At 43.0% G+C, this 25,895-nt stretch carries 24 protein-coding genes, 6 tRNA genes and 1 pseudogene; 10 read left to right on the forward strand and 21 right to left on the reverse strand.

Annotation, left to right across the window (positions count from 1 at the left end):
• Positions 1–181: 181 nt before the first annotated feature.
• Together QLH32_RS07310 and QLH32_RS07315 are read left to right on the forward strand one after the other, a co-directional pair.
• Positions 182–2,719 carry a PepSY domain-containing protein gene (locus tag QLH32_RS07310; RefSeq protein WP_283268905.1) on the forward strand — a complete coding sequence of 846 codons (2,538 nt, stop codon included), beginning with the start codon at positions 182–184 and terminating at the stop codon, positions 2,717–2,719.
• A 130-nt stretch (positions 2,720–2,849) separates the two neighbouring features.
• Positions 2,850–3,635: a YdcF family protein gene (locus QLH32_RS07315; protein ID WP_283268906.1), complete on the forward strand. Its 786-nt coding sequence runs from the start codon at positions 2,850–2,852 to the stop codon at positions 3,633–3,635.
• A 29-nt stretch (positions 3,636–3,664) separates the two neighbouring features.
• On the opposite strand, the gene QLH32_RS07320 is transcribed toward QLH32_RS07315, so the two are convergent.
• The 9 genes from QLH32_RS07320 to QLH32_RS07360 all read right to left on the reverse strand — a co-directional run bounded on the left by QLH32_RS07320 (position 3,665) and on the right by QLH32_RS07360 (position 6,370).
• Positions 3,665–4,135 carry a DUF2750 domain-containing protein gene (locus tag QLH32_RS07320; protein ID WP_283268908.1) on the reverse strand — a complete coding sequence of 157 codons (471 nt, stop codon included), beginning with the start codon at positions 4,133–4,135 and terminating at the stop codon, positions 3,665–3,667.
• Between the two features lie 94 nt (positions 4,136–4,229).
• Positions 4,230–4,305: transfer RNA gene (locus QLH32_RS07325), tRNA-Val, on the reverse strand.
• 141 nt (positions 4,306–4,446) lie between these two features.
• A tRNA-Asp gene (locus QLH32_RS07330) sits at positions 4,447–4,523 on the reverse strand.
• 39 nt (positions 4,524–4,562) lie between these two features.
• Positions 4,563–4,638, reverse strand: a tRNA-Val gene (locus QLH32_RS07335).
• A 132-nt stretch (positions 4,639–4,770) separates the two neighbouring features.
• Positions 4,771–4,847: transfer RNA gene (locus QLH32_RS07340), tRNA-Asp, on the reverse strand.
• A 46-nt stretch (positions 4,848–4,893) separates the two neighbouring features.
• Positions 4,894–4,970: transfer RNA gene (locus tag QLH32_RS07345), tRNA-Asp, on the reverse strand.
• 23 nt (positions 4,971–4,993) lie between these two features.
• Positions 4,994–5,069, reverse strand: a tRNA-Val gene (locus QLH32_RS07350).
• Between the two features lie 151 nt (positions 5,070–5,220).
• The gene (elsL, locus tag QLH32_RS07355; RefSeq protein ID WP_283268910.1) at positions 5,221–5,742 is read right to left on the reverse strand and encodes a cell wall-recycling L,D-carboxypeptidase ElsL; all 522 of its coding nucleotides are present in this window, start codon (positions 5,740–5,742) and stop codon (positions 5,221–5,223) included.
• A 262-nt stretch (positions 5,743–6,004) separates the two neighbouring features.
• A complete protein-coding gene (locus tag QLH32_RS07360; RefSeq protein WP_283268911.1) occupies positions 6,005–6,370 on the reverse strand; it encodes a YbaN family protein in 366 nt (121 codons plus the stop codon).
• A gap of 99 nt (positions 6,371–6,469) precedes the next feature.
• Here QLH32_RS07360 and QLH32_RS07365 point away from each other — a divergent pair, with 99 nt between their 5' ends.
• The 3 genes from QLH32_RS07365 (at position 6,470) to dapE (ending at position 8,841) form a co-directional block, all read left to right on the forward strand.
• Positions 6,470–7,330 (forward strand): DUF1853 family protein, encoded by an 861-nt coding sequence (locus QLH32_RS07365; RefSeq protein WP_283268912.1) that lies wholly within the window; start codon positions 6,470–6,472, stop codon positions 7,328–7,330.
• A gap of 108 nt (positions 7,331–7,438) precedes the next feature.
• Positions 7,439–7,582: an entericidin A/B family lipoprotein gene (locus QLH32_RS07370; protein WP_171194741.1), complete on the forward strand. Its 144-nt coding sequence runs from the start codon at positions 7,439–7,441 to the stop codon at positions 7,580–7,582.
• A 125-nt stretch (positions 7,583–7,707) separates the two neighbouring features.
• On the forward strand, positions 7,708–8,841 hold the full coding sequence (dapE, locus tag QLH32_RS07375; RefSeq protein WP_283268913.1) for a succinyl-diaminopimelate desuccinylase: 1,134 nt from the start codon (positions 7,708–7,710) through the stop codon (positions 8,839–8,841).
• A gap of 48 nt (positions 8,842–8,889) precedes the next feature.
• Here dapE and QLH32_RS07380 read toward each other — a convergent pair whose 3' ends face one another.
• The 7 genes and pseudogenes from QLH32_RS07380 to pilG form a co-directional block, all read right to left on the reverse strand.
• Positions 8,890–9,345 carry a hypothetical protein gene (locus QLH32_RS07380; protein WP_267982075.1) on the reverse strand — a complete coding sequence of 152 codons (456 nt, stop codon included), beginning with the start codon at positions 9,343–9,345 and terminating at the stop codon, positions 8,890–8,892.
• Positions 9,346–9,358: 13 nt separating this feature from the next.
• Positions 9,359–13,873, reverse strand: a complete 4,515-nt coding sequence (locus tag QLH32_RS07385) for a hybrid sensor histidine kinase/response regulator (RefSeq protein WP_432442311.1) — start codon at positions 13,871–13,873, stop codon at positions 9,359–9,361.
• Between the two features lie 15 nt (positions 13,874–13,888).
• Positions 13,889–14,419, reverse strand: a pseudogene (locus QLH32_RS19860) (Hpt domain-containing protein); the annotation flags it as partial.
• A 152-nt stretch (positions 14,420–14,571) separates the two neighbouring features.
• Positions 14,572–16,653 carry a methyl-accepting chemotaxis protein gene (locus QLH32_RS07390; protein ID WP_283268915.1) on the reverse strand — a complete coding sequence of 694 codons (2,082 nt, stop codon included), beginning with the start codon at positions 16,651–16,653 and terminating at the stop codon, positions 14,572–14,574.
• A 46-nt stretch (positions 16,654–16,699) separates the two neighbouring features.
• On the reverse strand, positions 16,700–17,236 hold the full coding sequence (locus QLH32_RS07395) for a chemotaxis protein CheW (RefSeq protein ID WP_004681658.1): 537 nt from the start codon (positions 17,234–17,236) through the stop codon (positions 16,700–16,702).
• 39 nt (positions 17,237–17,275) lie between these two features.
• On the reverse strand, positions 17,276–17,638 hold the full coding sequence (locus QLH32_RS07400; protein ID WP_004664659.1) for a response regulator: 363 nt from the start codon (positions 17,636–17,638) through the stop codon (positions 17,276–17,278).
• A gap of 18 nt (positions 17,639–17,656) precedes the next feature.
• Positions 17,657–18,040 (reverse strand): twitching motility response regulator PilG, encoded by a 384-nt coding sequence (gene pilG / locus QLH32_RS07405; RefSeq protein ID WP_004640629.1) that lies wholly within the window; start codon positions 18,038–18,040, stop codon positions 17,657–17,659.
• Positions 18,041–18,321: 281 nt separating this feature from the next.
• Here pilG and QLH32_RS07410 point away from each other — a divergent pair, with 281 nt between their 5' ends.
• Positions 18,322–19,005 carry a hypothetical protein gene (locus QLH32_RS07410; protein WP_283268920.1) on the forward strand — a complete coding sequence of 228 codons (684 nt, stop codon included), beginning with the start codon at positions 18,322–18,324 and terminating at the stop codon, positions 19,003–19,005.
• A 178-nt stretch (positions 19,006–19,183) separates the two neighbouring features.
• Positions 19,184–20,899 (forward strand): proline--tRNA ligase, encoded by a 1,716-nt coding sequence (locus QLH32_RS07415; protein WP_283268921.1) that lies wholly within the window; start codon positions 19,184–19,186, stop codon positions 20,897–20,899.
• A 53-nt stretch (positions 20,900–20,952) separates the two neighbouring features.
• Here QLH32_RS07415 and QLH32_RS07420 read toward each other — a convergent pair whose 3' ends face one another.
• The 5 genes from QLH32_RS07420 to QLH32_RS07440 form a co-directional block, all read right to left on the reverse strand.
• The gene (locus QLH32_RS07420; protein WP_267982080.1) at positions 20,953–21,288 is read right to left on the reverse strand and encodes a YegP family protein; all 336 of its coding nucleotides are present in this window, start codon (positions 21,286–21,288) and stop codon (positions 20,953–20,955) included.
• A gap of 160 nt (positions 21,289–21,448) precedes the next feature.
• Positions 21,449–21,793, reverse strand: coding sequence for a zinc ribbon domain-containing protein YjdM (locus QLH32_RS07425; RefSeq protein ID WP_283268922.1), 345 nt, complete (start codon positions 21,791–21,793; stop codon positions 21,449–21,451).
• Between the two features lie 83 nt (positions 21,794–21,876).
• A complete protein-coding gene (locus QLH32_RS07430; protein ID WP_283268924.1) occupies positions 21,877–22,233 on the reverse strand; it encodes a DUF488 domain-containing protein in 357 nt (118 codons plus the stop codon).
• Positions 22,234–22,254: 21 nt separating this feature from the next.
• Positions 22,255–22,578: a DUF2004 domain-containing protein gene (locus QLH32_RS07435; protein WP_283268925.1), complete on the reverse strand. Its 324-nt coding sequence runs from the start codon at positions 22,576–22,578 to the stop codon at positions 22,255–22,257.
• Positions 22,579–22,635: 57 nt separating this feature from the next.
• Positions 22,636–23,088: an SRPBCC family protein gene (locus tag QLH32_RS07440; RefSeq protein ID WP_267982106.1), complete on the reverse strand. Its 453-nt coding sequence runs from the start codon at positions 23,086–23,088 to the stop codon at positions 22,636–22,638.
• A 179-nt stretch (positions 23,089–23,267) separates the two neighbouring features.
• On the opposite strand from QLH32_RS07440, the gene ygfZ reads away from it, so the two are divergent.
• The 3 genes from ygfZ (at position 23,268) to QLH32_RS07455 (ending at position 25,844) form a co-directional block, all read left to right on the forward strand.
• Positions 23,268–23,990, forward strand: a complete 723-nt coding sequence (gene ygfZ, locus QLH32_RS07445) for a CAF17-like 4Fe-4S cluster assembly/insertion protein YgfZ (protein ID WP_283268927.1) — start codon at positions 23,268–23,270, stop codon at positions 23,988–23,990.
• A gap of 83 nt (positions 23,991–24,073) precedes the next feature.
• Entirely contained in the window at positions 24,074–24,796 is a 723-nt protein-coding gene (locus tag QLH32_RS07450) for a DsbC family protein (RefSeq protein ID WP_283268928.1), read from the forward strand.
• 244 nt (positions 24,797–25,040) lie between these two features.
• Positions 25,041–25,844, forward strand: coding sequence for a tetratricopeptide repeat protein (locus QLH32_RS07455; RefSeq protein ID WP_283268930.1), 804 nt, complete (start codon positions 25,041–25,043; stop codon positions 25,842–25,844).
• Positions 25,845–25,895 lie beyond the last annotated feature (51 nt).

Here is a 25,895-nt window from a genome sequence, read left to right on the forward strand (position 1 = left end):
TATCGCCAAGCTTTAGTCCTTTTCCAAATGTTACCAGTCATCTTCCTACTCATTTTATATAAGGTTTATTAACCTATATTTGAAAATAAGAATCAAAATCAATATTATCTACAAAATCCATATTCTATTCTTATTGTTGGGTTATATTTACAGAAATTCCATTATCTTTCCATTTTTACCCATGTTTAAGAAAACTCTTTTCCAGATTCATTGGTTTCTCGGAATCAGCGCTGGCTTGATCCTCTCCATCATGGGAGTGACAGGAGCCATTTACTCCTACGATCAACAAATCTTAAAAATGATCAATCAGCAAAGTTATGTGGTACAAGCCGCAACAACTCCCAAGCTGACACCAGCGCAACTTTATCAGCATTTCAACCAGCAACGACCTGGAATTGAGATCAACAGCATTACCCTCTCTTCCGACCCAACCGCCTCCTCTACAGTCAATATCAAGAAAGAAAGTGAACGGCGTGGCTATAACATGATGGTCAATCCCTATACTGCCGAGGTTCTGCCTGAGATCAAGGGGCGGGAATTTTTTCAGTTTATTCAGCGTTTGCACCGTTATCTGACGATGGGTGATTTTGGCAAACAGCTGACAGGTGCTTCTGCGCTGATGCTGATTTTCTTTGTATTGAGTGGACTTTATCTGCGTTTTCCGAAGAAACATTCATTTAAACAATGGTTCTTTATCAAACCCAAGCTAAAAGGTCGCAACTTTATCTGGGATTTACATGCGGTGGTTGGAACCTGGGTGGTTGTATTCTACCTGTTGTTTGCATGTACAGGTTTATACTGGTCCTATGACTGGTGGCGTGCGGGTATGTTCAAGGTCATGGGGGTCGAACAGCCCCAACGCAATGAGCACAATAATGAGCGCGGTCAGGCCAAACAGCCTGAACTATCCCAGCAACAGGTCAGCAGCATTCTTGACCAGACATGGACAAACGTCAATGCACAGATTGGCGGCAAATACTCTGCCCTCACCCTAAACATTCCCAAGCATGATGACGCAAAGCTAGAGCTATCATTCGTTGACAATATTCCACAGCATGAACGCGCACGTAATCAGGCTGTCTATAACTATCAGCAGCAAAAAATTGAAAAACTAGAATTATATGAAGATAAAAAGCTCAATGAGAAAATCATGAGTAGCATGCTGCCTGTGCATCGTGGCAGTTTCTTTGGTTCAACCTACCAGTTCATTGCCTTGCTTGCCTCACTAGCAATGCCTCTGTTCTTTGTGACAGGCTGGATGCTGTACCTCAAACGCCGTAAACAGAAGAAACTGACGCTGGCAGCACGCCAATCGCTTAACTCACAACAGATTGATCCAAATGCAAAACCATGGTTGATTACTTATGCGTCTCAAACAGGTGTAGCTGAGCAACTGGCCTGGCGCACTGCCACCAGCCTACAGGAGGCACAGCAACCGACTGTGGTCAAACCCATTCAGCAACTCACTGAACAGGATTTACAGCAGGCACAGCAGGTTCTATTCGTGGTCAGCACCTATGGCACAGGTGAAGCGCCCGACCTGGCAGCAGGATTCTGTAAAAAGCTCATGCAACAGACGCCTGACCTCAGTCACATGCAATATGCGGTATTGGCGCTCGGTTCCAGAGAATATCCAGACAGTTACTGTAGTTTTGGTTATGCGGTTGATAAGTGGTTAAAACAATGCAATGCACAGGCATTTTTCGAGTTAATCGAAGTGGACAATGCAAATGCCAATGATATTCAACGCTGGAATCAGGCCTTGTCTGTGGTAACTCAACATGAACTGCATGCCATGAATATTGAAAAGGTCTTCGATCAATGGACACTCAGTGAACGCCATGTACTTAATCCAAATAGCTTGGGACAGGCAGCCTATAATATTGAACTGACAGCACCTTATGACATTAGCTGGCATGCGGGAGATATTGCCGAGATTCAACCAGCCAATAGTATGGCTGAGATTGAAGCCTTTCTGATCAAGCATCAAATTCCTGCCCACAGTCAGGTAGCCTCACTCAAACAACCTATTGAACAGGTGCTGTGGGATAAAAACCTGCGCACTGAGATTCAGCCATTTAATAATCCCGAGGAACTGTTGCAACAACTTCCTATCCTACCTACACGGGAATACTCGATTGCCAGCATCCCGTCACAGCAAGTTCTACGACTGGTGGTGCGTCAACAATGTGATGAAAATGGCCAATTGGGGCTGGGTTCAGGTTGGCTTACCGAGTTTGCATCCTTAAAACAAACGATTGCCTTACGCATTCGTAGCAATGAATCTTTCCATTTGATTGATGACAACCGCCCTATTATCTGTATCGGCAACGGTACAGGCATTGCAGGGTTGATGAGCCTGTTACAGCAGCGTAACCGTCAGGATTACAGCGCCAACTGGCTGATCTTTGGTGAACGCCAACGTGAACATGATTTCTTCTATCAGGAAACGATTGAAGCATGGAAAAATATGGGCACGCTCAAACGTCTTGATCTGGCTTTTTCCAGAGATCAGGCGCAGCGCATCTATGTGCAGGATGTCGTGCGTGAACAGGCTGGTGAGTTAATTAGCTGGATAGACCAAGGTGCGGTCATTTATGTCTGTGGCAGTATTGATGGCATGGCTTCAGGTGTGGATCAGGCACTTACCGATATCCTAGGTGAAGAAAAAATGGATGCACTTCGTCAGGCAGGACGTTATCGTCGGGATGTCTATTAACTCGTAGTTCACTTTCCCCCCAATAACAACGGGTGTTTTCACACCCGTTTTTATACAACAGCATCAGAATTTGCCTTTCGCCTAAATTTGCATACACTTAGCACGATTCAAATCGACCACTATTCAAATTATGCAACTCAGTTCATGGCTTCGTCTCTTATTCGCCCTTGTCGGTTCAGTCCTGTTCATTGATGGTGCGGTGCTGATCGCATTTAAAAAAATCCATATTGGGACAGTGCTTCCACTGCTGCTTGGCCTTTTTTTCTGTCTATATGCATTCTTTTATTATCATATTGAACGTTTCTTTTTCTATCATTTCCGCCTACATTCCATTTGGCGCTTTGGCTGGTTATGCTTCTGGATTTGGTTGATTAGCTTAGGCTATTTTTTTAATTATCTGGCAGAGAACAATGTAAAAACCCAGACCATACCACCAGTACGGGCAATTATTGTGTTGGGTAGTGGTGTTGAAAATGGGCAGCCATCCGCCACCCTTGCCAAGCGACTTGATCGAGCTGCACCAGTGGCCCTGGCCCAACCTGATGCCAAACTGGTTTTGACAGGGGGTATTGATTTTGGAGAAATCCAAAGTGAGGCTGAGGTGATGTCCAGCTATCTACAGCAGAAGCACCATATTCCCACTTCGCAAATACTTTTGGAGGATAAGAGCACCAGCACTGAGCTGAATCTTAAAAATAGTCAGCCTTTGTTGCAGGCACAACACATTAATATCCAACAGCCAATTGCAATCGTGACCAGTGATTTCCATACACTGCGGGCGGCCGCAATTGCGCGAAAACAGGGATATCGCCATATCAGCATGCTGGGTGCCACCACCCCTTTAGCCACACGTTATAATGCATGGCTAAGGGAGTATTTTGCATACGCAAGTGGCTGGTTACTGGACGAGTATTGACAGGGTTATCCCTATCAGTATCTTAATGCTTATTGATGCAGACGAATGTCCCGAGGTAACGGCAACTTCAACTCAGCAAAAACTTCTGGGCGCTGCAAATAGATCTGATACAGAAAATTCTTAATATCCAATAATAATGAATCAGGGTTAACCAGTAGGTTATTCCCTTCAGGCGTTAGGTCTAGAGAAAGTATGGTGTTATTTTCCTTTAAAAAAGGAATCATCTTTTCAATGAATGCCATCAAGGGCAATTCCTGAACCTCATAATTGGCCCAATTGTCCTTGATCAGTAACCTTGCCATTCCCTTGTTCTGCCAAATGGACATCGCATGCTGCCCTGTTGGTGTTGCACATAGTGCCCAGCCCTCATGATACAGGGCAACCACATGACGCTGGACAATAATATTCTCAATGAACTGGCGATAAAGCTGTTTAGGCGGTGAATTGGATATTGTGGTTTGAGATTTCGACGCAGCCTTGCGTTGATATGGATTTTTCATAATAAATGACTTCAATATTAGAATGATTATCGTGGCACATGATAAATCAAGCTTGAAGTGATTACAATGAATTGATTTTTAAGATGATGGGATATGGTGGGCGCTGACGGGATCGAACCGCCGACATTCTGCTTGTAAGGCAGACGCTCTACCAACTGAGCTAAGCGCCCTGAACAAGGATAAACAAAGCAAAGCTTTGTCTGAGTGCAAGAGAAAAATCTTTGATTTTTCTAATTAACTCTCGTTTCAGAGAAACAAGTATAAACATACTTGTTAAAACAAACATTTTCTTAAACATGGAATCAAGAAAATGGCGCAGCGGACGGGGCTCGAACCCGCGACCCTCGGCGTGACAGGCCGATATTCTAACCAACTGAACTACCGCTGCACTGCTGTACTTCTTTTCAGAAGTTAATGTCACAAATTATGGTGGGCGCTGACGGGATCGAACCGCCGACATTCTGCTTGTAAGGCAGACGCTCTACCAACTGAGCTAAGCGCCCTGAGCGAGTAAAAAGCAACGCTTTTTACGAAGCGCAAGGTAAAAATTGATTGATAATCAATTTTTATGACGCAAGACAAACAAAGTACTTAGTCTTGTATCCTAGGATATTCTCAATCCTGCAAATTTAAAGTGGCGCAGCGGACGGGGCTCGAACCCGCGACCCTCGGCGTGACAGGCCGATATTCTAACCAACTGAACTACCGCTGCACTATATAATTTTGCAATTATGAGCTAAACGATATTAAAACTTAAGTGGCGCAGCGGACGGGGCTCGAACCCGCGACCCTCGGCGTGACAGGCCGATATTCTAACCAACTGAACTACCGCTGCACTTGAGTTTTAACGTAAAGGCTTGGTGGGCGCTGACGGGATCGAACCGCCGACATTCTGCTTGTAAGGCAGACGCTCTACCAACTGAGCTAAGCGCCCTTAACGTCTTCATCGTTTGTGAGGTGCATTATAGAGAATCTTCACAGCCTGTCAAACGCTTTTCATGCTCTTTTCGGAAAAAACCGTGTGAATGATTAAAAAATAGGTCATTCTTGATAAAACACAGGATTTTCGTATTTTATTTAGGCACTTATTTACAATCTGGCTGCTTATTTTCCAATGTCTGTTCTGAAATATAAACCAGTGCATGTTCAGGAACAAGCCCGAAAAGCTCGATAATTTCATCATTCTTCATTCGGATACAGCCATGAGACATCGGAATGCCCATCGGTTCCGTATCAGGTGTTCCATGAATGTAAATATATCGTTTAAAGGTGTCACAGCCCTCCCCCTGGTTAAAACCAGCCTCCAAACCATCCAGCCATAAAATTCGCGATAAAATCCAGTCCCTTTGCGGAAACTGTTGTGCAAGCTGTTGATTGTAAATTTCACCTGTGGGCTGGCGTGCAATAAAGACTGAATGTGTTGCTGCGTCATGACCGATCTTTTGGGCAACACGATGCCAGCCTCGTGGGGTTTTACCACTATTTTCTTGTTCACCAATCCCATTCTTGCCAGAGGAAATCAGATAAAACTTGTTATGTTTCGGCAAATGTAGAGTTTGTTGTGCCAAGTCAATCAGTATGTCTGCCTGTTCCGATGTATAGGCCATGTTTCATCTCTAGATATTTAATCGTACTGATTTATTTCAGCATAAAAATGCTGTGATTTCTGTAGTTTTGATTTTTAGAATTTATAGGCGGTTGACCAAATGATTTAGGAAAATGGTGTTTTTTTTGAATTTGCTTTATATATGCAAGATATACTCTGCAAGGTTTTGCACATGAGGAATATATTCCGCAAGAGCTTCGCTTTTTTTAACTCGCCACTTGAGCGTAGCTCTCGTCTTGCGCAGCTAAAAAGCTTCGCTTTTTTTAACGCTGCTCAGGCTCAGGGCGTAGCCACAACCAGATCGCCACAATCAACATGGTGACATCAGTAAATACCTTGACCCAGAACGGCGCGTTGGTAAACAGCATTAAAATCCCACTAACCAGCATCATGATACTGGCAATCCACTTGGCCTTGCGTGGCACAGTTCCATTCTCACGCCAGTTACGCAGTGTAGGGCCATATTTGGGATGGTTCAGTAACCATGCATCCATTTGCGGCCAGCCTTTTGATGCCGCCCATGCTGCCAGAATCAGGAAAACTGTTGTTGGCATACCCGGTAGAATTGCTCCAATAATTCCGAATGTGATAAAAATCACCACCAAGCTACGCCAGAACAATGTTTTCATTTAGCAATTAACCGACACGTCAATACAACCATGCTAGTATAAAGTGTTTTTATTGTTGTTTATCAAACTGAGCTTATTATTTCTCGATGATAGGTGACTATGCCTGAGAAGATCGATTCACCCAGCTTTTTTGAACCTTGGTTACAGTTTAAGCACCCTATTGTTCGGCAGTTGGCCTTTTGCATTGCCAGTCCCAATATCCTGACCCAAATACCCGATGATTTAAAAATTGAAAATTATTTTGAACTTCATCCCAATACGGTTTGGCAAGAACACTATCAAGCTTATGAGGCTCGGTTGCAACAGTTGGATCAGCAACCCCAACCCTTAATTGACTTTATGGCACGCCTGAAAAGTACCCGTTTAGGTTTGCGTTTTGAACACCTGCTTTGGTTCTGGCTACAGGATGATGATTATCACCCCTACCAGTTATTAGGCCACAGCATCCAGAAAATTGTGGGGGCAGTCACTCTGGGTGAGCTTGATTTCCTGTTACTCAACAAACAGACCCAGGAAATTGAGCATTGGGAAGTCGCCTTGAAATATTATTTGGGAGAGAATGAACTCAATTTATCTGAATGGTTCGGCCTAAATCGGCAAGACACACTACAGCGAAAACTACGGCACTTTACCCAACGCCAGTTTCAGTTTTCCAAGGCCAACCAGTACCAGATTCAGCGTAAATTTGCAGTCATGAAAGGACAACTGTATTTACCAGAACATCATTACGCATCACCTATTCCAACATGGATCAATACATCCAGACGTTTAGGTCAATGGGGAACCATAATCCCTGTACTGCCCTACTATCGCCTACAACGGCATGAATGGCTTTGCCCTGATCAGCATCCATCTTCACAAACTGCCGAATGGTGGACCAATGGACTTTATCACAATGCAGACACTGACCCCATGGATTACATGTTCCGTCAACCTGTCCTGTTGTTTAACCCAGCTTAACCTGATCAGGTAACATTTTATAACACATCTACAATCAAACCATCATGTTCATTTTCCAGTTATTTTTTTAGCCTCTAATGACATCATAATTAAATTCAGACGGAGAAGATGATGAAAAAAATTTTAGTTGCTTCTATCATGACCGCTTTTGTATTAACTGGTTGTAATACCTTTAAGGGCTTTGGGAAAGATGTTTCCAAAGCAGGTGACAAAGTAACTCAAACTGCTGAAAGAACACAGGATAAAATGTAGCCCCATAGAACAACGTTCACAAAACCTTATCTACAACCTAGATAAGGTTTATTTTTACATACCTTTCTCAGCAATATTCCCCTATTATATTGGTTCAGATTTCACCAGATTTAGCACCATCTCGCATGAACCATTCCGATACGCTTGAACTTAGTTTACAACTTCTACGCCAACCCTCAGTAACACCTGTTGACCATGACTGCCAGAACATCATGGCTGAACGATTGGCCAAGGTGGGTTTTAATATCGAAAACATGCGTTTTGAAGATGTTGATAATTTATGGGCCCGTCGTGGTACAGAAAGCCCTGTGTTCTGTTTTGCGGGGCATACTGATGTTGTTCCGACTGGACAATTGGATGCATGGAATTCAGACCCATTTTTGCCTAGCATCCGTGATGGTAAATTATATGGCCGTGGTTCTGCCGACATGAAGACAGCCTTGGCCGCAATGGTGGTCGCTTCGGAGCGTTTTGTCACCAAGCATCCTAATCATAAGGGTTCGATTGCCTTTTTAATCACTTCCGATGAGGAAGGTCCATCCATCAATGGCACGGTTAAAGTTGTTGAAACTCTGGAAGCACGTAATGAGAAAATGACATGGTGTCTGGTTGGCGAGCCTTCAAGTACCCATCAACTTGGTGATATTGTCAAGAATGGCCGTCGTGGTTCACTTAATGGGGTGTTAACAGTACAGGGCAAGCAAGGTCATGTTGCCTACCCTCATCTTGCACAGAATCCAATTCATTTGGCAACCAAAGCATTGGATGAACTGTGTGCAACTACATGGGACAATGGTAACGAATATTTCCCTGCAACCTCATTCCAGATTTCAAATATCCATGCGGGAACAGGTGCAACCAATGTCATTCCAGGCACACTGGAGGTGACCTTTAATTTCCGTTACTCCACTGAAGTAACAGCCGAAATTCTCAAGCAACGTGTCATTGAAACACTGGATAAACATCAACTGAATTACAGCATTGAATGGACATTGTCAGGTTTGCCATTCCTCACTCCAGTGGGCGAATTGGTAAATGCGGCAAGAACAGCGATTAAAAACGTGACAGGCGTTGAAACTGAACTTTCAACCAGTGGTGGTACCTCTGATGGACGCTTCATTGCACCTACAGGCGCCCAGGTTCTGGAACTTGGGGTATTAAATGCCACCATTCACCAAATCAATGAGCATGTCAATGTTGATGATCTGGAGCCCCTGGCTGAAATTTATGAACAAATTCTGGAACAGCTTTTGACTTAATAGATTTTATGGTCATAAAAAAAGGAACTCTGATGAGTTCCTTTTTTATTAGAGACCGAGGTGGGTCTGGATATTTTGCAAATGGGGAACAAAAAATTGCTTTTCGCCCATCTTCACATACTTAAAGACCTTATTGTCATCCACGTCCCGCTCTTCATCTACAATTTCCGAGATACGCACACGGATCGACTCAGGCATTTCATTACAGACCAAGGCAAATCGCTCAGAGACATCATCGCCCTCAATGACCAAGGCCACGCCCTGCTTCTCGTTCGGGTCATTCACCGCATAAACGGGAAGCTTTAGGTCATGCCATTCAATGTGGTCAACATTGGTTTGGGTATCCATTGCTGACAACACGATATTTTGTGGTAACAGCATGGGAACCTTTTGATGGCACTGAATAATATAGGCATCAATAAACCCTGTTGATACCGTAATTAAGTGTTGTAACTCTTGCTGGTCAATTTGTCCCAATGCCGAGTTTGCGCCTTTTTTAACCATTATTCATTACCCCTTAGCGCACTGTAAGTAAACTTTCAATATTTTCCAGAAGCGTTTCTTCCTGGAATGGTTTACCCATATATTGATTTACCCCCAGTGACAATGCACGTTCACGGTGCTTCTCACCTGTACGTGATGTAATCATGATGATTGGCAAGTCCCGATGTATTTCATGGTGTCGAACAAGGTTGGTCACTTCGAAACCATCCATTCGTGGCATCTCAATATCAAGCAGCATCAAGTCTGGCTTGACTGTCTCAAGCTGCTCAATTGCATCGACACCATCTTTGGCTGTCACCACATCATAGCCTTGACGTTCCAACAGACGTGACGTCACCTTACGTACAGTGACCGAGTCGTCCACAATCATGATCAGGCGGCGCTCATCATAACGCTGTTTGGTATAGGTCTCATCCGCCTGCTTGCTACGCGCTGTTGACTGTGCCTGACGGGCAATATTCTGACCATCCAGAATCAGGCAGACCTGACCATCACCGAGGATGGTGGCACCCGCGATCACACCAATACTTGAGAATTGCTGACCAATCGGTTTCACCACGATCTGGCCACGAGAACCAATCAACTGGTCTACCAGTAATGCGGTAGTCTGTCCTTGTGCGCCCTTAATCAGGAGCACAGGTAAAGAGTGAACCACACCATTCAGACGCGGGATTGGCTGTCCTGCAACAAACTCGGACAGGTAGCGCAGGCGATAACGTTCCTGGTCAATCTTGAAGTAATCTTCCTGGCTATCAAAGTATTGTTCCAACGCCATTGGCGAGATACGCACAATACGGTCAATCTGCGCAAGTGGGAATGCAAACTGCTGGTCGCCCGCTTTTACCATCAAGGCATCACTTACTGCCACGGTTGTCGGTACGCGGATGGTAAAGGTGGTTCCCTTGCCCAGAACAGAGCTGACACTCACGTGACCACCCAAGGCCTTGATATCGCTCTGTACAACGTCCAGACCGACACCACGGCCAGAAATCTGGGTCACCTGTGCAGCAGTACTGAAACCTGGATGGAAGATAAACTGTAAAACTTCTTCCTGATCAAGTTTTTGATCCGTGGTCATCAAGCCTGTCTGGATTGCCTTGTCCTTGATGCGGTTGACATCAATCCCTTTACCATCATCACTGAATGTGACCACGATATCCGTACCCTGACGGCCAATGTCCAGAACAATATGCCCTGTTTCTGGTTTTTTAGCCTGTAAACGCTGCTCACGGTCTTCAATACCGTGGTCAATCGCGTTACGCAGCATGTGTTCAAATGGTGCAACCAGCCTTTCAAGAATACTACGGTCCAATTCACCTTCAGTATTGTTGACCACCAGTTCAGTTGGACGATTCAGGGTGGAAGCCGTTTGGCGAACAATACGTTGTAGACGTGGCAGCAAGCGTGAGAATGGCACCAGACGGGTACGCATCAGGCTTTCCTGAATTTCTGCCTGAATACGCGACTGCTGCAACAGCAGACCTTCAGTATCACGAATCTTCTCAGAAAGTGTGGTTTTAAAGTCAACTAAGTCCGAAGCTGATTCCGCAAGCGATTTTGACAACTGGTTCAACGATGAGTACTGGTCCATCTCCAACGGGTCAAAATCGGCATAACGGGAATTTTCTCCACCATGTCGGGCAATGATCTGACTTTCAAGCTCACCTTCCATTCGGCGTAGCTGATCAGCCAGACGCTTGATTGCAAGTTCCATTTCCGTCAACGTACCACCCAGCTGGCCCAGGTCCATTTCAATACGTGAACGGTTGATCGCATTTTCCCCTGACAAGTCAATCATCTTCTCGATGACATCAGCAGAAACACGAATCATTTCATTGTTCTGTTCAATACGTTCTGTGGTTTCCCACTCACCCAACATGGATGGTGGTTCAGTACCATCACCCTGAATAAACTCCATCGTATATTCAGGCGTGAAGATGTCTGTTGCAGAGAGTTTTTGAGGAAGCTGCGCCGCAACATCCACAAACTCCATCTTCTCCAGACTTTGTTTTAAACCATCAAAATTGGCATATTGACGCTTAAAGATCGCATCATTGAGCCATGCCAGCGCAGTATTAAGCAGATTGTCATAAACGTTTGAGCTGAAATGATGCACACCAAACTGTTCAAAGGCGTTTTCCAGATGATAGGCAATGATTGCAATCGCATCCATTTCCGCCATGCGTGCGCCACCTTTCAAGCTGTGGGCATTACGCTGGAGCTGTAACAGCAAACTACGGTTACCGCGCTGGTCAAACCATTGTTTTAACAAGCCTTGAGCCTGTTCAAGCAGCTCTTCAGCTTCCTCAAGGAATGTCTGTTCCACCAGTGAACGAACATCATCTTCAAGAGAATGTTCAGCATTTTCCACAGTTTGAAGAGAGGAGGTATCTTCAACCTGTTCTTCTATATCATTGCCACTCAGCTCATCTGCCGCAAGACTTGGTTGCTCAGAAACTTCTGCTTCTTCAACAAGTTGCAACACCTCTAGTTCACTGCTCTCATCCTGTTCAGAAAGTGCGGTGATTTCAGTTGCAGGCTCGCTTACAACCAGATCAGCCGAGTGATCCGCTTGCTGAAGTAGCTGTACCACATGCGTTGATGGGTAATCAATTTGCTGGTCGCGAATGGTTTGAATACGATCCGCAATATCATCCTGTACCAGACGAATCAAGGCAATCAGCTGTGGTGTTGCCTGAATCTGCTGGTTAATCAGCTTCTCGTAAATTGTTTCCAGCTCATGCGCAATCAGGCCGATATGACGCGCCTGAATCATATTTGAACCACCTTTTAAGGTGTGCAAATAACGCATCAGATTTTTCAGCGCCCCCACATCCTGATGGTCTGCTGCCCATGTACTGAGGTCAGCATCAATTCCCACCAGCAACTCATCCGCCTCTTCCAGGAAGATGTCCAACAGGTCAGGATCAAAGTCACTGTTTGATTCGGCTGACTGCAATTGCTGCTTATCCAGTCCAAGCTGGGCTGCCAATGCCGTAACATCAACTGCGGTATGTGGAGATTCTATCTGAACAGGGAGTTTAGAAACAGCTGTCTCTTCTTCCACACCAACTGAATCAACCTCTTCATCTGTCTCTTCAAGTTGTTCAACCGCCACAGGTTTGGCTTCGAATGTACCCGCCATCTGACCAAGGTTTGTCAGAACCTGCAAGACATAAGTAGATGGGTAATCAACCTGCTGGTCACGAATGGTTTGAATGCGATCTGCAATATCATCCTGAACTGAGCGAATCACGGTGATAAGTTGTGGTGTTGCCTGTATCTGCTGGTTAATCAGCTTCTCATAAATTGTTTCCAGCTCATGCGCAATCAGACCGATATGACGCGCCTGAATCATATTTGAACCACCTTTTAGGGTGTGCAAATAACGCATCAGGTTTTTCAGCGCAGCTACATTTTTATGGTCAGCAGCCCATGTATTGAGATCCGTATCAATCCCCACCAGCAATTCATCTGCCTCTTCAAGGAAGATGTCCAACAGGTCAGGATCAAAGTCGCGGTTTGCCTCATCCGATTGTAACTGTTGCTTGTCCAGCGCAAACTGTGCCGACAGGTCTGTAATATCAAGAACAGACGCAGAATCCTGGGCTGGTTCAGGTGCAACTGTTTCAGGCACAGCATCCACAACATCTGTGGAAGCCTGTTCCAGAAACTCAATATTCTGCTGGGTAAATGAACTTAATTCATTCAGGACACGTTCATGTGCCTTGGTTAAGGTGACACGCTGTCCAGCAGCCAAGGTATCAAACAACTGAATAAACTGTTGGTGCACCTGATGATACAACTCAAACGCATAATCAAGATTCAACAGACTTGGTTTAAAAATCAGGTCCTGATAGCTTGAACGCAATAGGCTGGTATATTGATACATCCCAATCGTGGCATGATGATGCGTATGCTGTAACAGAATTTCCGCCTGATGACTTAATAGCTGGATATATTGAGGGAATTCATTTCGGGCACGTTTTTCAAAATCAAATTCCACATCCAGTAAATCATTAATATTTAATTCTAGTAATTCAGAAACCAGACCCTGTGGTCGTATTGCCTCACCATGTTTTTCTTCTAGCTGGAAGTCATAGCTATCCCATGCCACATTGAATGTGTCATAAATCTCATCCAGTTTCTGTTTCGCACCCTGCTGCCTTAAGGTATGTAGGTAATCACGAACAAACTGGGCGTAATGGGTGAGCAATGCGGTTTCATCAGAACTGGAATCCAGTTCATCCTGCAACAAGGTCTTAAACAGGTTTTCAACTTTAGAACTTGCTTCAAATACCTGATCCACATGCGCCATTGAGGAACTACCACGAAGGGTATGTAAAGCCCTGATCAAGGTATTGTAGTGGTCATTATTTGGACGCTCGTTCAACAGGAACTGATCAATAGCCGTAAGATGATCTTCTGACTCTTCCAGGAAGATGGCCAAGGTTTCCTTGGCAAGCACTTCATCCTGCTCAGTTTCAATATCCTGTTGCACCTGATCAGCCACAATTGTGTCATCAATGGCATCCTCAACACCATCAATCAACTCAAGACCCGTCTGAACATCATCATGTGTTAAAGTGTTTGCAAGGTTTAATAGCTCATAAAGTGCAGGCTCTGGGCTTTGCTGTTGTTGTAGTTGCTGCCCCAATAAAACCAGTGGTTTTAAATCAATCAAATGTTTTTGAACCGCTTTAAAATCATGTGAAAGCTTAAAACGGTAAATATTGAAAACCGCCTGAACATAGCGTTGAATTTCCGTGTTCAGGGAAACAGTTCCCGAAATCACGCGATTTAAAGTGTCTTCAACCGTCCAAGCCAACTCACCAGAGGATTTCGCACCTACCATTCTTCCAGAACCCTTGAGGGTATGGAAATGGCGACGCACATCTGTAAGCACATCCTGTTGATGAGGTTGTTCCGTCCATTGAACCAACAAAGGTTCTAATTCAACAAAGATTTCATCCAATTCTTCAATAAAAATCTCAAGAATCTCGGCATCTTGTTCAAGATAGCTATCTTCAGGAAGCGTCATCGTTTCAACTAACGTTTTTAATATTTGTTTCATAGCTGCTTCTTTCGTTTTTATCCACCAGTTGTGGGTAAAAATTACGTGTATCTATCACACAAGATGTCGTTGCATTCCACCACCACCTTGTTGAGATATTCTACATCTCTAAATAGGAAAGACAGCGCCCCACTCTGTCTTTCCAATGCTGCTTACTCAGGTAACTTAAAGTCAGTTACTGATTCACGTAATGATTCAGCCATGTTTGCCAGTTCAGAAACCGAACGTGCTGTATCAAACGTTGCTGTGGTGGTCTGTGAAGTAATTTCCTGTACAACATTCATGGTGGTTGCAATATGACTTGCTGACGCAGACTGAAGTTTTGCTGCATCAGAAATGCTCGCAATCAGTTTTGCCAGGTCACCTGATACCGTTTGAATCTCATCCAGTGCAATACCCGCATCTTTTGCCAGATTGGCACCACGCACAACCTCGGAAGTCGTTTGTTCCATTGAGATAACAGCTTCGTTGGTATCGGTTTGAATGGTTTTTACCAGTCCTTCAATCTGCTTGGTTGCTGATGCTGAACGTTCCGCTAGACGCTGTACCTCATCGGCTACAACCGCGAAACCACGGCCCGCTTCACCAGCCATGGATGCCTGAATTGCAGCGTTTAAAGCCAGAATGTTCGTCTGGTCGGCAATATCGTTGATCAGGGAAACGATGTTACCAATTTCCTGAGAAGACTCACCCAAACGTTTAATACGTTTTGATGTTTCCTGAATCTGCTCACGAATGTGGTCCATCCCCTCAATCGAACGGTTTACAACTTCCGCACCATTTGATGCAATTTGCACAGAACGCTGTGCCACCTCAGCAGACTCAGATGCGTTTGCAGATACCTGGTCAATTGACAATGCCATTTCGTTCATCGCCGCTGACGCACCTGCAATTTCTTGTGCCTGGTGTTCAGATGCCTCTGCCAACTGGTTGGTAATATCCTGAGTATCCTGGGTATAGCGTGCAACTTCCTGTGAAGTATCCGTGATTCGGGATACAAGGTCACGCAACTGGTCAATCGCGAAGTTAATCGAGTCCGCAATTGCACCTGTGAAGTCTTCCGATACTGTTGCATAAGAACGCAAGTCACCGTCCGCCAAATCGGCGATTTCATCCAGTAAACGTAAAATCGCGTTTTGGTTACGGTCATATTCGTCTTGCAGACGTGTTACACGCTCTTTATCCGTATTACTACGCAAAGCAAGTAATTGTAGTGCAGAGAACACCAATAAGCCCAATGCAGCAATTAACACGATACCTGCAATAACATTACCCCAGCCACCCTCAGCTTTTTTCGACAACTCATTCAATGAAGTCAATAAGGCATCAGATTGAGAGAAGATTTGTGAAGATGCCTGACGTACACGAACAATCTGGTTCGCGTTTTGTAGAACCGTTGCCGCCGCTGATTTCAAGACAGCGTCATAGTCAGACTTAATACTGTCTACAGACTCACGTAGATCTGGTGAGGTGATACGGTCAACGCCCAGTTCAGAGCTACCATTGAGCTGTGCATTGAGGTAAACACCAAAGGTATCAATATCCGCACCAAAGTCATTCGCAGAAACACTCGAATTGTCTGTACCCACCAATACCGAGTTGATTGAACGTAAAATACGCTCTGCGATGAACACCTGGTTTTTCGTGATAATTACCTGACTACTTGGCATGTTTTCACGAACCATCTGGTCAACCATCAGGTTATATTCAGCCTGAATTTCAGGAATCGTTTCACTGATCGAGATGTTTGTATCATAAAGCTGGTTAATGATTTTTTGTTGAGATGCGATCAGCTCAATGTTCTTGGAGACATTCCCCCAAAGCTCGTTAACCTTTTTATACTCATCAGAACCTTTACCATAGACACTTTCAACGGTGTCAAGGTTTTCAGCAAACTGCTTCTCCGACTCAACCAGACTTTTCATCGCTTCTGGTGTACCAGATGCGGTTGCTTCTGTTGCCTGACGCGAGATCATTTGCGACAACAGACGTAATTCACCCAGACTACGGGTCAATTGGTTGGAACGTGGTACGCTCACAAATAGGTAAATTAAGAGGATGACTGCAAGGGCCAAAGCAATTAAAGCACGATAGATAATCGGTTTGGATTTTTCTGTTTCACCGAACAAACGGGAAAATTGATCCAGTTGCGTTCGGATATTCTCCAGAAACGCTCCGCCTTTCTTCAAACCAGCGCTATCGCCACCATTTTTCTTTTTGAGTTTAAAGCCCATATCAGCTTCTCCCCTGAATACGCGTTTATCTTCCGTAGCGTACAAATTAGTTTATAAATTTTATTGATGCATTCATGTATTGAGGATTTTTCAACAACCGACTCAGTAAAAACACATGCCATTGCTGATTATGCTGGTGAAAGTAACCCTGACAGTAGTCTTTTAACTTACTGTCGAGTTCAGCATTTTGAGAAAAGAAACTTTTCTTGTTAAAGTGCTGAATCCCCAGAACCTGGTCAACAACCAGTCCTACATAATGATCTTGATGGCTAATACATATCACTTTTTGTGTTGGTGAAAACTGACTCCGTTGTCCTGAAATAAACTGACTTAAATCAGAAACTGAAAGCAATCGCCCACGAATATTTGCCAAGCCACGTACCCATGCCTGAGTATTTGGAACAGGGGTATATTTCGGCGGATAGATCACCTCCGAAATTTCCCCCAATGGTGCAACAAAATATTGCCCCAACATTTCAAAAGCGATACCAGACCATCGGCTGACTTCATTCTGAGTTGAAGCATATTGTTTATTGCCCCGCTTGGATAAGCGAAGCAATTCGATAAATCCATTTGCTGCCATACCCTATCCCGTATTGAGTAATGAAAAGGCTCGTATTGGTTAACTTAACAGTTGTTTAATCACATCGATAAGTTGCTGTTCATCAATTGGCTTGGTCAAATAGTCGCAAGCCCCCTGACGTTTACCCCATACGCGGTCTGTCGCCTGGTCTTTCGTACTTACGATCACAACAGGGATATGCTGTGTGTCTTTACCCTTGCTAATCTGGCGTGTTGCCTGAAAGCCATTCATCCCTGGCATCACCACATCCATGAGGACCAAATCTGGCAATTCTGCCTGCGCCATGGTAACACCGTCAGCCCCATTGGTCGCTTCTAAAACTTCATAACCGTGCTTAGTTAAAATTTCTCTAAAACGAAATGTTTCAGTAGGTGAATCATCTACTATAAGAATACGAGCCATTTTTTCCTCAATTTAATTTTATGCGCTAACGTGGTTACGAATCGCACTTAACAGCTCATCTTTACTGAATGGCTTGGTTAAATATTCATCCGACCCCACAACACGCCCTTTAGCCTGATCAAACAAACCGTCTTTGCTTGACAACATAATCACTGGAATATTTTGGTAGTTTAAAGAGTTCTTAATCAATGCACAGGTCTGATAACCGTCCAGGCGTGGCATCATGATATCAACGAAAACGATATCTGGATTTGCTTCCGCAATTTTTGATAATGCTTCAAAACCATCGACCGCCGTAATGACTTCACAGCCTTCTCGTTGCAACAAAGTCTCGGCTGTACGGCGAATCGTTTTTGAATCGTCAATCACCATTACTTTCAAATTTTGAAATTTATCTTCCATTTAATTGTCCTGCCCCATTCACTCAATACAAATTATGCTTGGTTTAATTTGTTTTATACAGATTAGTTGATATTTTTAACATATCTTTACTTGCATTATCAACGAAGTTTTTTGAACCAACCTATCAGTTTTCCTTAACAATAACAAGTAGCGCACACTTTTGAGTAAATTCCTAAATTTTTTGTATACTAACTATTTTTAATTGTACAAATAGCTACTAATATACAAGTGATTATTATTTAAAAATAAGTGATTTAGTTAACTTTTTTACGGGGAATGTAATGACTGGTTCGTTAAAGTGCGGTTTCCGCATTCGTCACTTTACAACGATAACTCGTAATTGCATTTGTACATTTCTTTTAATGTTCCTTGTTTATGGCTCAAGTTTTGCGGCCACGGAGCAACCCCGAGCAGTCTGGTATCGCTACTATGACAAGAATGGCATTGCCAATGTAAGCACCTCTGTCACTCCAGAACATATCCGTTATGGCTATGAGGCGCTTGACCGCAACATGCAGGTGATCAAGCGCAACCAGCCTTATAATGCCACCCAGGATATTCAGCAGTCCACACGTCGGGAATCATTGGCACGTCAGCGCGAACAGGATCTGAAACTCAAACGTGCTTATGGCAACAGTAAGATTGCGGCTGCGAAAAGGGACCAGATTCTGGCCAACCTAAAAAAACAGCTAAACTACCAACAGGAGCAGTTGCAACAGCTGCAACAGGACAAGATCGGCTTTAAACGTCAGGAAATGGAATATTACCGCAAAGGTGAGCCTCTCCCCGCCCAGCTCAAAAATAATTTAGAAAATAACGTCAAAAATATTGAGCGCGTGAAAAAAACGGTGGAAAGTTTGCGTAATGCCTATAGCAGAACAGAAACCGATTATACGGATATCATTAACCGCCTAAGCAGACTTGAGCAAAATGATCTCCCTCATACGCCATCTTCCCGTCCCTAATTAAATATTTATTTTCAAACACTTCATTCTCATTTTGATCATTTGCATTGAATTGCCCCACTTTACTTTTCCCGAAATTCCATGATTCATGGCATAATGCCAAAACTCACAAGTGGAGAGATATTTTCCGCCACTGTTGCAGCTTTTTTCAATCACACTTAACTTTAGGATTGTTTCCATGCGCGCAAGCCGCTTTTTATTTGCAACGTTAAGAGAAACCCCAAATGATGCTGAAGTCATTTCACACCAGCTCATGTTACGTGCGGGGATGATTCGTAAACTCGCTTCTGGCTTATACTCTTGGTTGCCCATGGGAACGCGTGTCTTAAAGAAAGTGGATGCCATTGTCCGTGAGGAAATGAATCGTTCGGGCGCTCTGGAAGTGTTTATGCCAGTGACCCAGCCTGCGGCGTTGTGGGAGGAGTCTGGACGTTTTGAGCAGTATGGCCCAGAACTGTTACGCTTTAAGGATCGTCATGACAATCCTTTTGTACTGGGTCCAACGCATGAGGAAGTGATTACCGATTTGGCACGTAACGAGCTAAAAAGCTATAAGCAGTTGCCTGTTAATTTTTATCAGATTCAAACCAAATTCCGTGATGAAATTCGTCCACGTTTTGGTGTGATGCGTTCCCGTGAATTCATCATGAAAGATGCCTATTCATTCCATGCAGATCAGGCCTCATTACAAGAAACCTATGACGTGATGTACGACACTTACTGCCGTATCTTTACTCGTCTTGGTCTGGATTTCCGCCCTGTGGAAGCAGATACTGGCTCAATTGGTGGTTCAAGCTCGCATGAATTTCATGTACTTGCTTCAAGTGGTGAAGATGATGTGATTTTCTCAACTGAGTCTGACTATGCAGCCAACATGGAAAAAGCCGAAGCCATTCTGGTCGGCGAACGTGCGGCACCAGCTCAAGCATTGGCAATTGTTGACACACCCAACCAGAAAACCATTGCAGAGGTTTGCCAGTTCCTGAACGCTGATGCCAAACAATCGGTTAAGGCTTTACTGGTTCAGGGTCAGGTTGATGAAAATGACAACACTCCTGTGATTGCCCTATTCCTGAGAGGCGATCATGAACTTAATGAAATTAAGGCTGAGAAGCATCCATTAATTGCTGCTCCACTTAGCTTTGCTACTGAAGAGCAAATCAGTGCACTGGGATTGAAGACTGGTTTTATTGGTCCTCAAGGTTTACTGGAAAAAGGTTTAACCGTAATTGTGGATCGTGCGGCATCGGTATTGTCTGACTTTATTGCAGGTGCAAATGAAGCTGACAAACATGCCACAGGTGTCAACTGGCAACGCGATGCACAGTTTACTGAGGTCTATGATCTGCGTAATGTGGTTGAAGGTGATCCATCCCCAGATGGTAAAGGTACACTACTCATCAAACGTGGTATTGAAGTGGGCCATATCTTCCAGTTAGGCACCAAATATTCTGAAGCGCTGGGCTGTAAGGTTCTGGGTGAAGATGGCAAGCCATTTACAGTCACCATGGGTTGTTATGGTATTGGTGTGACCCGTGTGGTTGCCGCTGCCATTGAACAGAACTATGACGACAAGGGTATTATCTGGCCTCAGGCAATTGCACCTTTCGAAGTCGCAATTGTGCCAATGAATGCGCATAAATCACCACGCACCTTAGAGGCTGCTGAGGCACTTTATGCAGAGTTGCAAGCACAGGGTTATGATGTGTTATTAGATGACCGTAATGAACGTCCAGGTGTGAAATTCTCTGACCTTGAACTGATGGGAATTCCTCACCGTATCGTTATCGGTGAGAAAGGTCTGGATGCAGGCACTTTTGAATACAAGGGTCGCCGTGATGCGGAAGCCAGCAACCTCAGCAAAGATGAGTTGCTTGCAAAATTAGTAGGTTGATAAAACCCTGCAATAATAAGAAAGCCGTTTCGATTTAAACGGCTTTTTTATACTTAGACAGTTAAGTCCTTGATTGTTTCTGATGGACCATTATTTTTAACGGATTCAATACCCTTATCTCGGGACTGCTCACTGGCATAAAGTTGGCTATTACCAATAACCTGATGATTTGCCGCTTTCAAGTTAAAGTAAGGTTTATCATTTTTTGATGTCAGTCGTTCATAACGTGCATCATCTGGGCTATTTTTTTGTACTGAAGCAATTCCATTCATTGCGGCTGCCTTGGTTTTATATAGTTCACTGTTTAAAATGGGTTCACTATTCCCCGCCTTTAACACAAAACGATATTGACCATCACTTGCCTGGCTTAGCTCGAACCATCCTGCCATAAAAACCTCTATTTTTGAGTTATTTGTGTTCTTTATCTCATCTCAACAATAATAATATAGATCAGGCAACCCGCATTAAAAAGACTATTTTTTGTTCAATTTTGGTAACTTACACATATAAAAAAGGAGCATTTTTATGCTCCTCCATAAGCCAATTGCATTAAGCCTTTTTGACAAACTCGGATTTTAGTTTCATGGCACCAATCCCATCAATCTTACAGTCAATATTATGACCATCACTCGCATCAGCAATTAAACGGATGGTCTTTACTTTCGTACCAACTTTCACCACTGATGAGGAACCTTTAATTTTTAGGTCTTTAATGACCGTAACACTGTCACCATCCGCCAACACATTACCATTGGCATCTTTAATGATTTCCTGTTGTTCTGAAGCCTGTCCCTCACTCTGCTTCCACTCATGTGAACATTCAGGGCAGATCAATAATTCGCCATCTTGATAGGTATATTCTGATTGGCATTGTGGGCAATTTGGAAAAGACATAAAAAATCTCAAAAGCATTATTATGCGAGATTGAATGCTTTTTGCAAAATTTTAGTTTTTATTATTTGAAGTACCCTTGTCTTTCATGTTTCGATTTTCTTTCTCAACACATAGTTTTTCAGCACCAATGCATGGTTAATTTTGGGGTCTTTTGCCGCATAAAGCAGGGTCAGCATTTCATGCCTCTCCATTTCCCTTAATTCGTTCACATGAGGATTAGAGTCCAGTTCCTGATAATACTTTTGCTGAAAAGAAAGCCAATGCTCAGCTTGATGATTGAATTCTTTTCTCAATTCTGTAGAGGGCGCAATTTCTTTTAACCAGAGGTCTAAATGTGCCCGCTCTTTTGAAACCCCTCTGGGCCATAGACGATCAACCAGAATGCGCTTACCATCAGTCTCTGCAACATCCTCATAAATACGCTTGATTTGTATAGGCATATTCTTCTCTTTTTCAATCGGCTAACTTTCCATTGAAATATCGATGACCTGCCCTTTGGAATCGAAACTGACACAAATAACATAATCTGTCACATCATCAGCCAAGGTAAAGTCCAGCTTTTCACTATCATCTCCCCATTGCGAAATCAGTATCAAAGCATCCAAAACCTGTAAGACCGTAGGGGTAGCTGTTGCAAAATGTTCTTGCCAGTATTCTGGCTCAATTTCTTCCAGATGGTGTCGAATAAACAACTCAACACTTTCTCCTGCCTGTTGATTTTCCAGTTCTGTACACATGGCAATACGTGCCAGCTGTTCACGTTGTTGCAGGCTGATTTCTGTCATTTTCTTTTCCCCAACTACATAAAATCTGTATTACTGAAATTTTATCAATCATTCATTTTATTCATCAGGAATTTCAGCTTCCACCAATAATCCCAATAAATATAAGGATTCCTGCCATCCCAAATAACAGGCTTCCACAGGAATCACATCAGGTATTCCCTCTTGGGTAATATTGATCTCAGTTCCAACCAGCACTGCCTTAAATTGGATGGTGACTTGAATCTGCCCTGGCAAATTGGGATCTTCGAATTGGTCAGTATAACGTAGCAACTCATTTTCAATAATTTCTACATAAGTTCCACTAAATGCATGGGAACGATTGGTAGAAAAATTGGTAAATGACATCTTATAAGTCCCACCAACCTGAGGATCAAAATGATGTACTTTCGCGGTAAAACCATGAGGTGCCATCCATTTCGCCAATGCATCTGGAACCAGGAAAGCTTTAAAGACACGCTCTGGTGGGGCCTTGAATACTCGATGTAATTTAACTGTACCTGTCATTTTTATTCTCCATCATTGTTTATCACTCTTGTTATATTTGTCATCACCATGAATCAATGGTTGCAATGACTTTGGTTGCCCATTCTGTCATAAATAAGCAGAATCTAAAGCTGTTTTTTTGTGAAAAATAGCGCAAAATAAACCCCTATATTTTAATGACTAGAACACAGCCTTAGGATGAATCAATGAGTCAGCTTGCTTTTACTGCTTTTAGCTTAAATGGTGTAGATGCACAAAAATTCCTACAAGGCCAGGTGACTGTTCATGCTGAACGCCTGCCAGAAAATGAAAGTCGCTACACCGCTATTTGTGATTTGAAAGGGCGTATTCATTTTGGCCTATGGATCAAAAGATTAAATCCAGAGAGTTTTGAACTGGTGACAACTCAGGATCAGGCAGAAGAGTTTTCCAAACACATTAAAAAGTTTGGTGCCTTTTCAAAAATGAAGCTAGAAGAAATTGGTCAAGTTTTTCCAAGTGTTATAGGCAACCATACCGCGTTTTCTTCAACAGAAACAGATATAAATGCATGGCAAATACAAGCCATTCAGTCTGGACAAGCATGGATTACCCAAGCAACTGAACATCTGTTCCAGCCACAGGAACTGCGTCTGCATCAACGAGATGGTGTGCATTTTGATAAAGGTTGTTACCTAGGACAGGAAATTGTGGCGCGTCTATGGTTTAAGGCAAAACCTAAACACTGGTTGCATTTGATTCAAGGCAATGATGCTGTACCCACTCCTGCAACCCAACTGAATAAGGATGTGGAGGTGGTCAATAGTATCGCTCTTGAAGAGGGCTATTTGGCTTTGGTAATTGCCAAACCAACTGCTCTGGAAGAACTTCATCTAACCGTTTTAGATTTACCAGAAGCTTTAAATGGTGATGTGGCGAGACCTCAATAATTTTTATGCGATAGGATTGCCCAATATTCAAATGGGCGCTATTGTTTCGTCATACTTATCAATTTCAATTTGCAATGAAAATAATGATCAAAACTTTATTATCTGCGATTACGTTTGGCCTCATCACTTTATCAACAGCACATGCTGATATCCAAACAATTGAACAAAACCTCAAGACCAACTATCCAGAACTCTCGATTCGATCAGTGACTCCCTCACCAATATCAGGACTTTATGAAGTCTACGCAGGTGGACGTTTGATATATACCAATGAAGAGGCAAAATACCTGTTTATTGGTCAACTGGTCGATCCAAAAAACCAAAAAAATCTAACCGAAGAGCGTTTAATTGAGCTCAATAAAATTGATGTTAAACAATTGCCATTAGAGCAAGCTATTCGATATGTTAAGGGTGATGGTAAACGTACACTTTACATATTTACAGACCCCGACTGCCCTTATTGTCAAAAACTGGAACAGTATATGACCTCCATTGATAATGTGACTGTCTATTTATTTCCGTTCCCGTTAAAAACCCTGCACCCTCAGGCTGAGGAAGTTGCCAACAAAATCTGGTGTGCTAAAAACCAATATGAAGCTTGGGAGGATTATATGCTACATCGTAAAGCTCCAAAAAATTCAGGACAATGCACTACCCCAATTCAGAAGAATCTAATTCTGGGAAAAAGTCTACAAATCAATGGAACACCTACCCTATTTTTGAAAAATGGTACTCGGATTGCTGGTATGCCACAAAATGCAGAACAAATTGAACAATTACTAAACTCAGCTGAGCAATCTAAATAAATGCATAAATTAACAGTAGTTTAACCATTTCCACATGATGTATTCACATTTTTCTTTATCAGTATTTTAAAATAATTTATATATTTCAAAATACTACAAACCCAAGATATATTTACCCATAAATATTGAAATACAAAATTTCCATTTACATTTTATGCGAAAATCTTACACTTATTTTGGTCACAACATTGTTTTCTGCCAACAACAAAGGATTGCGGCAGATTTACATGAAAGGAAAATAAAGATGAAAAAGTTGCTCATTGCCAGTCTAATCATGGTTGCAAGCCATTCGGTATTTGCAGCCGATAATAAAACCTCAGCAGCTCCAGATGTCTTTGCAAAAGCCACTCAACTTTATGAAGCAAAGAATTATCCTGAAGCATTTCAGGAAATGCAGCGCCTAGCAAATACAGGCAATGCCCAAGCAATTTATAATGTGGGCTACATGACCCAAATAGGGCAAGGCACAGTTAAAGATGAAAAAAAAGCTTTGCAATATTATCAAGATGCCTCCAACAAAGGATTTGGTAAGGCCAGCTTTATCTTGGCACAAGCCTATCATAAAGGGAATTTAGGCCTCCCTAAAGATGCTCAAAAATACAAGGAATTTTTAGACAAAGCTTCCGTTCAGGGTTCTGAGGAAGCAACTGTTGAGTTTGCAGATTTGTTGTTTAAACAGGGCAAACCCGAATATGATCAAATTGCTATTCAACGCTTACTGCCTTTGCTACGCAAAGATTATTACCCAGCAAAAAACCTTAAAGCAATTTATGATCTTGGTATTGGTGTAAAAAATAAAAATCCGATTATGCAACTACAAGCTGTAGAAAGCTTAAAAGACTTAGCGAAAAAAGGCTATGCGCCATCACTTATGGTTTTAGGTAATATGCTAGCAAACGGTGGAATTATTGACCAAAACCTTCCTGAAGCTCAAAAAATATTTAGTGCATTGGCAGCACAAAATTTTCCAAATGCCAAAGAAGCATTAGCCGAAGTTGAAAAAGCAATCGCTGCTAAAAAGTTTGCTCCAGCAACCTCTAAAAAATAATGAAAAACCCTCTTATATTCTATTAAAAATAAGAGGGTTATTTCTATTTGA

The organism is Acinetobacter corruptisaponis (assembly GCF_030053775.1).
Lineage (GTDB): Bacteria > Pseudomonadota > Gammaproteobacteria > Pseudomonadales > Moraxellaceae > Acinetobacter > Acinetobacter corruptisaponis.

Excerpts from the sequence above, each read along its gene's own strand:
- QLH32_RS07310 (WP_283268905.1), top strand. The coding sequence starts at position 182 with ATGTTTAAGAAAACTCTTTTCCAGATTCATTGGTTTCTCGGAATCAGC.
- QLH32_RS07315 (WP_283268906.1), top strand. The coding sequence starts at position 2,850 with ATGCAACTCAGTTCATGGCTTCGTCTCTTATTCGCCCTTGTCGGTTCA.
- QLH32_RS07320 (WP_283268908.1), bottom strand. The coding sequence starts at position 4,135 with ATGAAAAATCCATATCAACGCAAGGCTGCGTCGAAATCTCAAACCACA.
- elsL (WP_283268910.1), bottom strand. The coding sequence starts at position 5,742 with ATGGCCTATACATCGGAACAGGCAGACATACTGATTGACTTGGCACAA.
- QLH32_RS07360 (WP_283268911.1), bottom strand. The coding sequence starts at position 6,370 with ATGAAAACATTGTTCTGGCGTAGCTTGGTGGTGATTTTTATCACATTC.
- QLH32_RS07365 (WP_283268912.1), top strand. The coding sequence starts at position 6,470 with ATGCCTGAGAAGATCGATTCACCCAGCTTTTTTGAACCTTGGTTACAG.
- QLH32_RS07370 (WP_171194741.1), top strand. The coding sequence starts at position 7,439 with ATGATGAAAAAAATTTTAGTTGCTTCTATCATGACCGCTTTTGTATTA.
- dapE (WP_283268913.1), top strand. The coding sequence starts at position 7,708 with ATGAACCATTCCGATACGCTTGAACTTAGTTTACAACTTCTACGCCAA.
- QLH32_RS07380 (WP_267982075.1), bottom strand. The coding sequence starts at position 9,345 with ATGGTTAAAAAAGGCGCAAACTCGGCATTGGGACAAATTGACCAGCAA.
- QLH32_RS07390 (WP_283268915.1), bottom strand. The coding sequence starts at position 16,653 with ATGGGCTTTAAACTCAAAAAGAAAAATGGTGGCGATAGCGCTGGTTTG.
- QLH32_RS07395 (WP_004681658.1), bottom strand. The coding sequence starts at position 17,236 with ATGGCAGCAAATGGATTTATCGAATTGCTTCGCTTATCCAAGCGGGGC.
- QLH32_RS07400 (WP_004664659.1), bottom strand. The coding sequence starts at position 17,638 with ATGGCTCGTATTCTTATAGTAGATGATTCACCTACTGAAACATTTCGT.
- pilG (WP_004640629.1), bottom strand. The coding sequence starts at position 18,040 with ATGGAAGATAAATTTCAAAATTTGAAAGTAATGGTGATTGACGATTCA.
- QLH32_RS07410 (WP_283268920.1), top strand. The coding sequence starts at position 18,322 with ATGACTGGTTCGTTAAAGTGCGGTTTCCGCATTCGTCACTTTACAACG.
- QLH32_RS07415 (WP_283268921.1), top strand. The coding sequence starts at position 19,184 with ATGCGCGCAAGCCGCTTTTTATTTGCAACGTTAAGAGAAACCCCAAAT.
- QLH32_RS07420 (WP_267982080.1), bottom strand. The coding sequence starts at position 21,288 with ATGGCAGGATGGTTCGAGCTAAGCCAGGCAAGTGATGGTCAATATCGT.
- QLH32_RS07425 (WP_283268922.1), bottom strand. The coding sequence starts at position 21,793 with ATGTCTTTTCCAAATTGCCCACAATGCCAATCAGAATATACCTATCAA.
- QLH32_RS07430 (WP_283268924.1), bottom strand. The coding sequence starts at position 22,233 with ATGCCTATACAAATCAAGCGTATTTATGAGGATGTTGCAGAGACTGAT.
- QLH32_RS07435 (WP_283268925.1), bottom strand. The coding sequence starts at position 22,578 with ATGACAGAAATCAGCCTGCAACAACGTGAACAGCTGGCACGTATTGCC.
- ygfZ (WP_283268927.1), top strand. The coding sequence starts at position 23,268 with ATGAGTCAGCTTGCTTTTACTGCTTTTAGCTTAAATGGTGTAGATGCA.
- QLH32_RS07450 (WP_283268928.1), top strand. The coding sequence starts at position 24,074 with ATGATCAAAACTTTATTATCTGCGATTACGTTTGGCCTCATCACTTTA.
- QLH32_RS07455 (WP_283268930.1), top strand. The coding sequence starts at position 25,041 with ATGAAAAAGTTGCTCATTGCCAGTCTAATCATGGTTGCAAGCCATTCG.